The sequence below is a fragment of the Alphaproteobacteria bacterium genome (assembly GCA_039980135.1).
Classification (GTDB): domain Bacteria; phylum Pseudomonadota; class Alphaproteobacteria; order UBA6615; family UBA6615; genus UBA8079.
Window position 1 is genome coordinate 130540 of the sequence record JBDXCV010000003.1, and the last position, 11266, is coordinate 141805.

An 11266-nucleotide genomic window follows, 5' to 3' on the forward strand; every position below is an offset into this window, starting at 1 on the left:
CTAGCCTTCAGGGTCCTCGGCGGTATCGCCTGCACCGTCGAGCAATTCAACGCTCTGCGCGAGCGGACCCTTGTCGCCCATCTTGGTGGTAACCCGCACGCGCGAATCCGCTTCAAGCATCCGCAGGCCCGACTGGGCCACCACACGGCCGGAGACGAACACATCCTGGCCGTCACCATCCGGCACGACAAAGCCGTAGCCCTTGTTGGCGTCGAAGAACTTCACGACCCCCTCCGTGACAGGCGCGTTCGCATCGACGGTCTCGGTGGCTTCGCCGGACCCGGCCGTAACACTATGAATGACTGAAACCATGGGTCCGCGCGGTCCTTGCTCGATCTCGCATTCGAGTTCGGCACCATCCTGCAGGTCCTTCTGACCGGCGGCCTCGAGGACAGAGACATGAATGAAAGCGTCGCCGGTTCCATTCTCCGGCTGAACGAAACCGAACCCCTTGATGGGGTTAAACCACTTAACGGTCGCGGAAACCCGCTGACCCCCGTTGTCCCCCGATGTTCCTGTATCGGCCATCGCTGACGGATCCTGACGCACTCGGCGCCGGGGCAAGCTGAACAACACTGGTACGCACTCTAATCCACGTCGATCACGCCTCGGCACGCGTTAACAGCGAAATAAAAAACAAAAAATCACCTGATTACAGGCAAACCATAGCACGAGAATCACGGCCCGAAGCCAGCGCGAAATGGCAGCCCCGATGCTGCACTGCGATATCCGGGCGTTGAAACACACATCTCGTGTTTTGTTGAAGCCACGCAACAATACTTAGTGCATTTTATTCAAAAAGACACAGAACCCTTTGATTCATAATGTTTTATGAATTGACCTTATCCGTTAATCGTTTATAAACCTGTTTCATGAAAACTGATTAACGTAGCGTTCACCATGTTCCCGCGAAGTGCTGAGATAGACTAATTACTCATGACAGAGATAGTTCGGCATTCATCCGCCGGTGAGATTGGGCGCATTTACGCACGCCGCAAACCCTCGCCCGACCTTCCCGAAACGCCGGACCCGTTGCTGTCGGACAGCGCGACTGAAGCCGACGGTCCGTCAACGCCGGCGATGCCCGCGGGCATTCCCCACCCGAATTTGCTCGAACATCTCGGTCCAGCCTACGTCGCGAATCCGGACGGGACGATCACCTGGCACAATGACGCGTTCCTCTATTTCGCCCGCGCCGCATGGAACATCGCCAACGAGACGGACCAGGTGACGGCCGCACCCGGGCCCCTTTCCAACATCTTCGATACGCTCATCTCGACCGGGCATTTCGAGCCGGCGCGCACGCGCGCGGAAATCGGCGGCGTCGCCCGCACCTTCCGCGGGCGCCATTTCCTGGGTGAAATCGACGGCGCCGTCATCATCCACGGGTATTTCGAAGATATCACCCGATGGATCACATCCGAGCAACGTCTCGTGGCGCTCGACGACAAGTTGACCGATGTCATTCGGTCAACATCCGACTGGGTCTGGGAGACCGATACCGACCTGCGCCTGACGGAGGTTTCGGCACGGATTGCGGCCATCACCGGCGCCCCGCCGGAGGCCCATCTGGGCAAGCATGTGCTCGCACTCGGCAGCCTGCCGGACCCGGTTCCCGGCGTTCCGGACCTGAAACTGCTGATGCAGGACAGGCGCCCGTTCCGCAACCGCCTCTTCATCATGCGCGACGAAACCAACCAATCGCGCCGCATTCACCTGAGCGGGACGCCGTTCTTCGATACCGGCAATGGACATTTCCTCGGTTATCGCGGCACGGGGACAGACGTGACCCGCGCCCTTGAGGCCGAACGCGAAGCCATCACGGCCCGGCAAAAACTCGAGCAGGCGCTTTCCGCACTTGAACTACGTAACGAACAATTGCGCGACACACTGGTGCGGGCGCAGTCCGCCTCGGACGCCAAGACCGACTTCCTGGCGCTGACCAGCCATGAATTGCGCACGCCCCTGAACGCCATCATCGGTTTCACGGAGCTATGCCGTCGCCAGATCACGGAAACGGCCGGCGAGCGAATCCCGGGATACCTGGAAAACATCCTCTCGGCATCGGGACATCTGGTGCAGATCATCGACAACCTGCTCGACACCGTGCGGATCGAAAACGAAACGACAGACATGAACCTGGTCGAGGTCGATGTCGCCGGACTCGTTCGCGATACTGTCTCCATGATCGAGGTGCGGGCCAGGGATTCAAAGATCGATCTCGTCGCCCCGCCGGTCACGGAAGATCTTTCGATTATCGCCGACAAGACGGCGGCCCGACAGATTCTGATCAATCTGCTGACCAATGCGCTTAAATTCACGCCCGAGGGCGGCAGCGTCGGCGTCGATATCGTTCACGGCAAGGAAGACTTGCTCTATCTCACGATCTGGGACACCGGGATCGGCATCCCGATCGACCAACAGCAGGCGGTGTTCGATCGCTTCCACCGGGTTCGGTCGGACGCTCTCACGACCACCACCGAAGGGGTCGGAATCGGTCTTCATGTCGCCCGCAATCTCGCTCAGCTCATGGGCGGCGACATCACGCTGGAAAGCGAACTGGGCCGCGGGTCGCGGTTCACATTGGCGCTTCGGCTATGGGAAGCCGCGTTCGACGACCTGCAGGCGGCGACACCCGCCGCCTAGGCCGGCGCGACCACGCCCCGCCAGAAATCACCTGTTTCGAATTCAGTCCTCGTCCGGCACTTGGTGCGGGCGGGCGAGACCAACCTTGTCCGCGCCTTCGGGGGTTATCAAGCCGTCCCGCACCCAGCCATTTTGTTCCATTTCACGCCACTCGTGGGACGGCACGGACACGAAACCGCGCACGTGGCGCGGGCTGACAACCACGGGATCGTCCAGCGTGATCGAACCTTCGGCTTCCGCACCCTGTGCCATCCAGGTGAGCGCCAGCGCCTGAACGCGCGAGACATTTCCGGACAAACCGCCGGCGGCATGCGCACACATCAGCGGAACTGACGACACCCAGAACTGATCACGGGAAACGCTTTCCGCCAGTTCGAGATCGGCACGCGCGCGGGCCTCATCGTCGAACGCCCGGATTGTTTCGACATCGCCTTCGGCGGATTTGCGGCACAACACCCACAAGTTCTCGGCAGGCGCGGTCGCGGCGCCGGCAGCCGGAGGCTCCGGCAGCTGCTCCGTCGGGCCATCCTTACCCGTCGCCGACCCCGATCCCTCGAAATCGGCGAATTCGTCACTCGACATGATCGCCATGCGCGTTGCGAACCAAGTGCTTGGTGTGAAATTCCCCAGACAATCTTGTTTCCGGCATGCCTTCCAGCTTGCCCGGATACAATACTCGCCTCCCCATACTTGCGCTTATGCTAATGCAGCCTGCGGCACGAGTCAGCAACCGGCGAGGAAACTACCCACATTTTATCCACACAGCTTGTCCGGGCTTTATGCACCGTCTCCACCACCGAATATGGTGGATCAGGCGGCAGCGTCCTCGGCCTGTTTGTTCATGGATTCAAACTCGCTCGGCCAATGATCGGCCAGCCAGCGCAGGTAATCTCCCATTTTCGCCGGGTCGAGATGCAGGGAAGACTGGATCTTGTCGATCTCCGGCTGCTCCTCGATCAACACGTCAAGGGAATCATTGATCCGGTTGATCATGTTGAACATCGCGCAGAGCATTGTGACCTCGACGATCTCACCTTCGGTGAAGTTCGCCCGCAGCCGGTCATAAACTTCCGTGTTCTTCTGGGCGGTGTTGCGGGTCATGTTCTCGGCCCACAGGATCGCCGCCTTCTCGCGCTCGTTGAACAGATCCGACGTCAGATAGTCGTCCGACGACATGGCGATGATCTGGTCATGGGTGATCCCCGCTGCCTGCCCGAGAGACGTGTTGTGGGCGTAGCAATAATCGCAGCCATTGGTATGGCTGGTCTTGATCACCACCATCTCCTTGAGTTTTCCGGTGATCCGGGTTCCCGGCCATTCGCGCTGGGCGGCCGCGTTGATCGGCAGGAGGAGCATCGCCAGGAATGGCGCGTTGGAGATCGTCCTGTAGAAATGCGGCACCCGGCCCAGCAGAGCCGTGACGGCGCCATAGAATTCCTCGAACTCGCCATCGATGGCCTCGGGTTCGATCTTCTGAATGCGTCCTTGGGTACGCGACATGGGCTTGGTCTCCTCGATCATCATGTTGTGCGTTTGCCTGACTTTATCTCGCCCGGCTCAAACAGCAATAGGGGCGGGCCGTGCGACCCGCCCCCGATACCGAATATCGGTCCCGCGTCGTGGCTAACGACGCCAGTTCGCGGACCGGATACGATAGGCCCCGGCGATGTTCAGCGGCAGGTTTTGCTCATACTGTGCCCAGCCGGCATATTTCGACAGCTTGATCTCGGCCTGGGCCTGTTCGAGCGTCTTGCCGTCGGCAACGGCCTGACTCACGGCGGTCCACAGGTCTTCCATATACTCGCGGAACGCCGTGACATCGGCGGGCACACCCATCTTGCCATGGCCCGGCGCGAGCTTGTCGAAGTCCATCCCCTCGACCCGGCGAATGGACTCGATCCAGTCGGGCAGCCAGGCATCGGGCAGATCGCGGAAGGCGACGGCCTGAATCGGTATAAAGTCCACCGCGAACAGCACACGCTGGGCCGGGAAGTTCATCACGATCGAATTGTCGGAATGGTTGCGGCCGACATATTTGAGTTCGACGGTCTGTCCGCCGAGGTTGAGGACCAACTCGTCCGAAAAGGTCAGCTCGGGCACCGCCGTGGGGCGCTTGGCCGCGATGATGGTGTCGCGCGCGTTCACATGGGACACCACGATCGCCGTATCGTCCCATACCTCCCCGCCGGAGATGTGATCGGCATGGTCATGGGAATAGACGACGTAGCGGATTTCCTGGCCAAACCGCGTGCGGATCTCGTTCTCGAGCCAGGTCGCGGCGGCGGCGTTGATCGGGTCGGTTGCGACCACCCCGTCGTCGGTCACCAGGAACACGGACGTGTGGAAGTTGTTCTGGAAGCGGTAAAGGTTGGGTCCGATCTCGGTGATCGAACGTTTGGCCTCCTGCTGGGCGCCCGCCTGGGGTGCGAGCAGCCCGGTGAGCATCATGGTCGCGGCGGCGATCGCCGCAAAGCTGCGTAGTCTGATCATCTCTGGTTTCTCCACGAATTCGATGAACGAAAAGCGGCAAGCAGGCCGACAAACTCTAGGCTGCAAATGTGCATGCTCACCAGCGTGAAACCGGTACCGGTGTTTCACGATTTGGCGAGCGACGGACCTTGCGGCACCTGTCACAAGGCAAGCTGTTCGTTGCGAACGCAGGGGCTTCGGTGATATCAGCAACGGGACCACGCTGACGCGGGGATACCCGCGCAAAAGGAGTTTCCATGAGCCAGAGCCTGGACATCATTTACGCCGCCATCGAAGAGCTGAACGCACAGATCGCCGACGAGGGCCCCGGTGCCCAGTTGATCGCGAAGGCCGAGGACACGCGCCTGTTCGGCGCCGATGACGGCATGGACTCGCTGCAGCTGGTGAACCTGATCGTCGCCATCGAGAACCACATCCAGGACGCGACCGGGCAATCGGTGGTGCTGGTGGATGAATCCACCATGGGCCTCGACAACAACCCGTTCGAGACGGTGGGCAGTCTGGCCGCCCATCTCGACGGCGTGCTCGCCTAGAACAGACATCCTGAACAAGGGCCTATGAGCGATCCGCGCACCATCCTGATTACCGGCGCCAGCCGCAGCATCGGTCGGGCGCTCGCCGCCCACTACGCCGAAGCCGGACACAGGGTTTTCGGCTGCGCGCGCGGCGACAGCGACTTCGCCCACGCCAACTACACCCATTTCACAGCCGACATCACCGACGAGACAGCCGTTCGCGAGATCTTCAAGGCCATCGTCGATGCGGGCGCGACAGTCGACCTCCTGATCAACAACGCCGGCATCACCCAGGCCAAACCTGCCCTGCTGACCGGCAGCGTGGAGGCCGCCGGTATCCTCGAGACCAACCTGGTCGGCGCGTTCACCGTGCTGCGCGAGGCGATCAAGCACATGATGCGCGCCAAGCACGGCCGGATCGTCAATTTCTCATCAATCAACGTGCCGCTCGGCAGCGTCGGCGGGGCGCTTTACAATGCGTCCAAGGCCGGGCTCGAAAATCTCGGCCACACGCTGGCGCGCGAGATCGGCAAGGCCGACATCACCATCAATACGGTCGGGCTGTCGCTGGTGGCGGGCTCGGGCATGGCCGAGGGGCTGTCGGAGAAGGGCATGGCCGACAAGCAGGCTGAGCTGATCAGGCCTGGCCTGATCGGCATCGACGAGATCGCCCATGTGGTCGACTTCTTCGCATCGGACGCCGCCGGGAACATCACCAACCAGATCGTCTATTTCGGCGGGGTCCGGTGAGCGGTACGCCAACAGAACCCAACGAACAGGTTGCGGTCGAGCAGTTTACGAACGGCATCTACCGCGAGAACGCCTACATCGTCGGCGGCAACGAAGACGCGTTGATCATCGACCCGGGCAGCGATGCCGACGCGATCGCCGCCATCGTCGACATGCATATCTGGACGCCCGTGGCGATCATCGCCACCCATGCGCATTTCGACCATGTGGGCGCGGTCGCCGAGCTGATCGCGGCATACAACATCCCGTTCTATCTGCACCGGGCCGACGAGGCGCTGCTCAAGCGGATGAACCTCTACAAGATGGTGATCGATCCCGGTGAGGCCCTGAAAGTGCCCGAGATCACCCACGACCTGGCCGAGACCCAAAGCCCGCTCAGGATCGCGAAATTCGAAATCGAGGTGCTGCCCTCGCCGGGCCACACACCGGGCGGGGTGTGCTTCCGGATCAACAATGAACTCTTCACCGGCGACACGGTGCTGCCGGCCGGGGTCGGGCGGATCGACCTGCCCGGCGGCGACGGTCCCGCACTGGAAAAATCCGTGGCGATGCTCCACACCCTGCCCCGCGACCTGACGGCCCATCCGGGCCATGGCGCGTCCATGGCGCTGGGCGACCTGCTCGACAATCTGCAGGAGGTGGCGTCATGAATGTCGCCATCGGCGATATCGGCGTCGCCCTGCCCGAGACCATCGTCAGCAATGACGATCTGCGCGCGGCCTATCCCGACTGGGACTTCGACCGGCTGGAGGCGCGCACGGGTGTGATGTCGCGGCACATCGCGGCCCCCGACGAGACGGCGCTGGACCTGGCGTTCGCCGCCTGCGAACGCCTCAAGGAAACCGGCGCGCTGGATGACAACAGCGGCATCGACGGACTGCTGTTCTGTACCGAGACCCCGGACTACCCGATCCCGTCCAACGCCTGCCTGCTGCACGGCAAGCTGGGCCTGCCCCAGAATGTGATGGGGCTGGATATCAACATGGGCTGCTCGGGCTACCTCTACGCACTGCAGGTGGCCCAGAGCCTGATCAAGAGCGGGGCGGCCAGCCGGATTTTGCTCGCCACCGCCGACACGTATTCCAGGCTGATCAACCCCGGAGACCGCTCGACGCGGGTGCTGTTCGGCGATGGGGCGGCGGTCTCGGTGATTGCATCTTCGGACGATGACCAGTCAGGCATCATTGATCTGAACCTCGGCTCCGAGGGCAAGTTCTATGACCGCTTCATGGTGCCCGCCGGCGGCACACGCTGGCCGCTGGACGAGTCCAGCCATGTCGAGACGGAAGACAAATCCGGAAACATCCGCACACCCGCCGACATCACCATGGAGGGATTCCAGGTGCTGTCCTTCTTCAACAGCGTGATTCCCAAGCATGTACGCGGACTTCTCGAGGCGAACGATCACACGCTCGACGATGTGGATCTGTTCGTGTTCCACCAGGCGAGCCAGGTGGCGCTGGATTCCATCGCCAAGGCGCTGAAGATCCCCGACGGGAAGCTCGTCAACAAGCTGGCGACCACCGGCAACCTGGTCTCGGCCTCGGTCCCCGTGGCGCTGGCGATGGCCCGCGACGACGGCACGGCGAAACCCGGCCAGCTCGCCATCCTGTGCGGCTTCGGTGTCGGCCTGTCCTGGGGCTCCGCCCTGGTGCGGCTTTAGGATCGGGCCCATGAGCGAGAGCGATATCGGGTTCTTCATCGAGCGCTTCCGGGAAAATCCGGACGGCCCGGCGATCGCCTGGCGCGACGACGTCTACACCTATGGCTGGCTCGCGGATGACATCGCCGCGCGCCGCGTCGCGCTGGAGGCCGAGGGCGTCGGCCCCGGCGACGTGGTGGTGCTGTGCAGCGAATATGCACCCGCCGCCGCCTCGCTCCTGCTGGCGCTGATTGACCTGAAGGCCATCGTCGTGCCGCTGCTGCCGCTCACCCGCGAACGCAATCCGGCGCTGATCGACATGGTCGACCCGTCGATGATCATCGACGTGAGCGATGGCACCGAGGTCGCGTTCACCGAGCGCGAATCCGGCGAGCCCCACGAGCTTTACAAGCAACTCATCGCCGCGAACGCGCCGGGGCTGGTGCTGTTCACGTCAGGCTCTACCGGCCTGCCGAAGGGCGTGGTGCATGATTTCGCCAAGCTACTCGAGAAATTCAAGACCCGGCGCGGCGCGCTGATCACCCTCAATCTGCTCATGTTCGATCACTGGGGCGGGCTCAACACCCTGCTGCACGCGCTGGCGAATGACTGCCTGGTGGTGCTGACCGAGCGCCAGAGCCCCGAATATGTCTGCGAGCTGATCGAGCGCCACCGGATCGAGCTGCTGCCGGGCACGCCGTCCTTCCTGAACATGCTGCTGATCAGCCGCGCCTATGAGGGCCGCGACCTGACGAGTCTTCGATTGATAAGCTACGGCGCCGAGCCGATGCCGGATTCGACGCTCAAGGACCTGCGCAAGATCTTCCCCAATGTGGAGGCGCGCCAGACCTACGGCCTGATCGAGCTGGGGGTGTTGCGCGCCAAGTCCCGCTCGAGCGACAGTTTGTGGGTGAAGATCGGCGGCGACGGCTACGACGTGCGCGTGGTCGACGACATGCTGGAGATCAAGGCGGACTCGGCCATGCTCGGCTACCTCAACGCGCCGAGCCCGTTCACTCAAGACGGCTATTTTATGACCGGCGACCGGGTCGAGGTGGACGGCGATTACTTCCGCATCCTGGGCCGCGATTCCGAGCTTATCAACGTGGGTGGACAGAAGGTCTATCCGGCCGAGGTCGAGACGGTGCTGCTGGAGTCCCCCGACGTGGAAGACGCGGTGGTGTTCAAGGAAAAGAACCCGATCATGGGCCAGATCGTCTGCGCCAACATTCACCGGACGGACTCAGAAGATACGCCGGCGGAAGTGCGCGCGCGGATCAAGAAGTTCTGCACCGAGCGGCTCGACGACTTCAAGGTGCCGGTGAAAATCAGCTTCACGACCGAGCCCCTGCACTCCGACCGCTTGAAACGCCTGCACATCCAGCCCACATCCTCTAAAGACTGATATTGTCACAGGCCCCGGTGTGGACACGGTACGCTGAGCGCAAAACTTTCGATTGAACTGTTGACCCTGGGCGATCTGCGCGCCGGAAACGATGCGCGGTTCACCGCCCCCGAAATCGACCCCGACGGGCTCGCCGCCCTGCCGCCCCACAAGCGCGATGCCTTCCTCGCCAATCCGCTGGGCCGCGACGACGACCCGGCCCAGCTGATCGGAATCGCGGATGGCCCGGAGGGCAAAAAGGTTGTCGGCAAGGTCGATCTGTTCCCCGGCGAGATCACGGTTTGCGGCACGCCGACCCGGGTGATCTGGGGTTCGGCGCTGGGGGTGCCCGAGAAACACCGGGCGACGGGCATCGGCCTGCTGCTGGCCATGAAGATGCAGACGGTTGGCCCGTGGATGGGCGCGTTCGGCGTCTCCCAGGTCGCGCTGCCGCTCTATACCAATCTGCGCTGGGCCAATCTGTCCCTGCCCCGCTATGTGCTGATCCGCCGGAGCCGGCGTTTCCTCGCGGCCTATCTCCGCTCCGAAATCCTGGCCGCGCTCCTCGCGCCTCTCGCCGACCTGCTGTTCGCAGCGCAGCGGGCCTGGCTGCGCGCGGCCGAACCGGTGCACCGGCGCTACGAGCTGGTGCCTGCCGCGGAAATGCCGGCACACCTCGCCGACCGCTTCATCACGCCGGACGGTGCGGCGCCCCATCGCTCCCCCGCCTGGATCAACTGGCTGCTGTCGAGCGAGTTCAACGATGTGCCGAGCCGCCGGACGAACCTCTGGCTGGTGCGCCACCGGAGCACCGGGGAAATCTCCGGCTATATCCTGACCAAGCAGCGCCATTTCGACGACGTGACCCAGCGCCATGTGAAGGATGTGACCATTGCCTCGGTGCAGGACTGGATGAGCTTCGACCAGGCAGACCTGCCCGACCATCAACTGCTGGCGCTGACGATCACCGCCGCGACCCATCCCCGCAATCCGTCAAAGCCGTGCCGGAAAGCCGACGCAGTCGAGATCTGCACCGCCGTCCCGACCTGTCAGCGCCTGCTGCGGCGCTGGGGCCTGCTGCGGCTGGGGCATCTGAACTTCCTGTGCAAGCCGGCGCGGAATTCGGAACTGGCTGACGACAAATGGAAAGACCCGGCGAACTGGCGGCTCAAGCCCTCAGAGGGCGACAATTTCTGGACTTAGAAGATACAGTGACATCGGCCTACAACTGGCGTGACGCGAGAATGCGGTCATGCAGAACACGGACGACCTCAATGCCGTAATCCGTCGCCCGGTAGTAAATGACATGACGAATGACCGGATACCGCCTGTAGCCCTGCCGAATGGCATCACAGGCGCTGCCCGCGTTCGGGTTCCGGGCCAGGAACGCGAAGGCTTCGATCAGGTCGTCGATATAGCTTTCCGTCTGCTGTGCACCCCACTGGGGCAGCGAGTAGAGCCAAACCGCCTCCATATCTTCCCGGGCTTTTGGGGAAAGGCGATACTCAGCCTTTTCGTGCGCCATGCTTTTTCAGCATTTCCCGTTTGAACCGGTCACCGTCGAACGGGAGCGGCTTGCCGCTCCGCTCACCTTCGACAAGCGCGGCACGGATTGCCTCGATATCGGCCTGGCTGGCCTGATCCCGGCGGATCAGATCGCGGATATACTCACTGTCGTTGGTGTACTCACCCGCCGCAATCTGCCCCTTGATCCAGCTGTCCTGCTGGTCGGTTACGGTGATGGTCTTGCGTGTGGTGCCCATGGACGGACCTCAACAGATAGAGGGAATCATCATACTATTGGTGTAGTTTAGCACATGTTGAATCCTGGCCAACCGA

Annotated in this window: 13 protein-coding genes; 7 read left to right on the forward strand and 6 right to left on the reverse strand. The window is 62.4% G+C overall.

All coding sequences use genetic code 11. From position 1 onward, the window contains the following. A complete protein-coding gene (locus ABJ363_02525; protein MEP4377849.1) occupies positions 1 to 528 on the reverse strand; it encodes a cold shock domain-containing protein in 528 nt (175 codons plus the stop codon). A 408-nt stretch (positions 529 to 936) separates the two neighbouring features. Between ABJ363_02525 and ABJ363_02530 the strand changes: the two genes are divergently transcribed. Then, positions 937 to 2646 (forward strand): PAS domain-containing sensor histidine kinase, encoded by a 1710-nt coding sequence (locus ABJ363_02530; protein ID MEP4377850.1) that lies wholly within the window; start codon positions 937 to 939, stop codon positions 2644 to 2646. Positions 2647 to 2688: 42 nt separating this feature from the next. On the opposite strand, the gene ABJ363_02535 is transcribed toward ABJ363_02530, so the two are convergent. The 3 genes from ABJ363_02535 to ABJ363_02545 all read right to left on the reverse strand — a co-directional run bounded on the left by ABJ363_02535 (position 2689) and on the right by ABJ363_02545 (position 5136). After that, the gene (locus tag ABJ363_02535) at positions 2689 to 3228 is read right to left on the reverse strand and encodes a hypothetical protein (protein ID MEP4377851.1); all 540 of its coding nucleotides are present in this window, start codon (positions 3226 to 3228) and stop codon (positions 2689 to 2691) included. 228 nt (positions 3229 to 3456) lie between these two features. Next, the gene (locus ABJ363_02540) at positions 3457 to 4146 is read right to left on the reverse strand and encodes a carboxymuconolactone decarboxylase family protein (protein ID MEP4377852.1); all 690 of its coding nucleotides are present in this window, start codon (positions 4144 to 4146) and stop codon (positions 3457 to 3459) included. 123 nt (positions 4147 to 4269) lie between these two features. Further along, positions 4270 to 5136, reverse strand: a complete 867-nt coding sequence (locus tag ABJ363_02545; protein MEP4377853.1) for an MBL fold metallo-hydrolase — start codon at positions 5134 to 5136, stop codon at positions 4270 to 4272. 236 nt (positions 5137 to 5372) lie between these two features. Here ABJ363_02545 and ABJ363_02550 point away from each other — a divergent pair, with 236 nt between their 5' ends. From ABJ363_02550 to ABJ363_02575, 6 genes are read left to right on the forward strand one after another with little or no spacing between them, the layout of a single operon-like run. Next, complete coding sequence (locus ABJ363_02550) at positions 5373 to 5669, forward strand: hypothetical protein (GenBank protein MEP4377854.1); 297 nt, start codon at positions 5373 to 5375, stop codon at positions 5667 to 5669. A gap of 24 nt (positions 5670 to 5693) precedes the next feature. After that, entirely contained in the window at positions 5694 to 6401 is a 708-nt protein-coding gene (locus ABJ363_02555) for an SDR family oxidoreductase (GenBank protein ID MEP4377855.1), read from the forward strand. Further along, positions 6398 to 7051, forward strand: a complete 654-nt coding sequence (locus ABJ363_02560) for an MBL fold metallo-hydrolase (protein MEP4377856.1) — start codon at positions 6398 to 6400, stop codon at positions 7049 to 7051. The genes ABJ363_02555 and ABJ363_02560 overlap by 4 nt, the downstream gene beginning before the upstream one ends. Continuing rightward, on the forward strand, positions 7048 to 8064 hold the full coding sequence (locus ABJ363_02565) for a ketoacyl-ACP synthase III (protein MEP4377857.1): 1017 nt from the start codon (positions 7048 to 7050) through the stop codon (positions 8062 to 8064). Before ABJ363_02560 ends, ABJ363_02565 begins: the two co-directional genes overlap by 4 nt. A 10-nt stretch (positions 8065 to 8074) precedes the next feature. Then, positions 8075 to 9448, forward strand: a complete 1374-nt coding sequence (locus ABJ363_02570; protein ID MEP4377858.1) for a long-chain fatty acid--CoA ligase — start codon at positions 8075 to 8077, stop codon at positions 9446 to 9448. Positions 9449 to 9508: 60 nt separating this feature from the next. Beyond that, positions 9509 to 10630, forward strand: a complete 1122-nt coding sequence (locus tag ABJ363_02575) for a hypothetical protein (GenBank protein MEP4377859.1) — start codon at positions 9509 to 9511, stop codon at positions 10628 to 10630. A gap of 19 nt (positions 10631 to 10649) precedes the next feature. Here the strand turns inward: ABJ363_02575 and ABJ363_02580 are convergent, their stop codons facing one another. Together ABJ363_02580 and ABJ363_02585 are read right to left on the reverse strand one after the other, a co-directional pair. Further along, a complete protein-coding gene (locus ABJ363_02580) occupies positions 10650 to 10952 on the reverse strand; it encodes a type II toxin-antitoxin system RelE/ParE family toxin (GenBank protein ID MEP4377860.1) in 303 nt (100 codons plus the stop codon). After that, positions 10933 to 11190, reverse strand: a complete 258-nt coding sequence (locus tag ABJ363_02585; protein MEP4377861.1) for a type II toxin-antitoxin system ParD family antitoxin — start codon at positions 11188 to 11190, stop codon at positions 10933 to 10935. Before ABJ363_02585 ends, ABJ363_02580 begins: the two co-directional genes overlap by 20 nt. Positions 11191 to 11266: the final 76 nt, after the last annotated feature.

Bases quoted from the DNA above. Each gene is read 5' to 3' on its own strand.
- ABJ363_02545 (MEP4377853.1), bottom strand. From the start codon at position 5,136: ATGATCAGACTACGCAGCTTTGCGGCGATCGCCGCCGCGACCATGATG.
- ABJ363_02570 (MEP4377858.1), top strand. From the start codon at position 8,075: ATGAGCGAGAGCGATATCGGGTTCTTCATCGAGCGCTTCCGGGAAAAT.
- ABJ363_02530 (MEP4377850.1), top strand. From the start codon at position 937: ATGACAGAGATAGTTCGGCATTCATCCGCCGGTGAGATTGGGCGCATT.
- ABJ363_02565 (MEP4377857.1), top strand. From the start codon at position 7,048: ATGAATGTCGCCATCGGCGATATCGGCGTCGCCCTGCCCGAGACCATC.
- ABJ363_02540 (MEP4377852.1), bottom strand. From the start codon at position 4,146: ATGTCGCGTACCCAAGGACGCATTCAGAAGATCGAACCCGAGGCCATC.
- ABJ363_02555 (MEP4377855.1), top strand. From the start codon at position 5,694: ATGAGCGATCCGCGCACCATCCTGATTACCGGCGCCAGCCGCAGCATC.
- ABJ363_02580 (MEP4377860.1), bottom strand. From the start codon at position 10,952: ATGGCGCACGAAAAGGCTGAGTATCGCCTTTCCCCAAAAGCCCGGGAA.
- ABJ363_02525 (MEP4377849.1), bottom strand. From the start codon at position 528: ATGGCCGATACAGGAACATCGGGGGACAACGGGGGTCAGCGGGTTTCC.
- ABJ363_02585 (MEP4377861.1), bottom strand. From the start codon at position 11,190: ATGGGCACCACACGCAAGACCATCACCGTAACCGACCAGCAGGACAGC.
- ABJ363_02535 (MEP4377851.1), bottom strand. From the start codon at position 3,228: ATGTCGAGTGACGAATTCGCCGATTTCGAGGGATCGGGGTCGGCGACG.
- ABJ363_02550 (MEP4377854.1), top strand. From the start codon at position 5,373: ATGAGCCAGAGCCTGGACATCATTTACGCCGCCATCGAAGAGCTGAAC.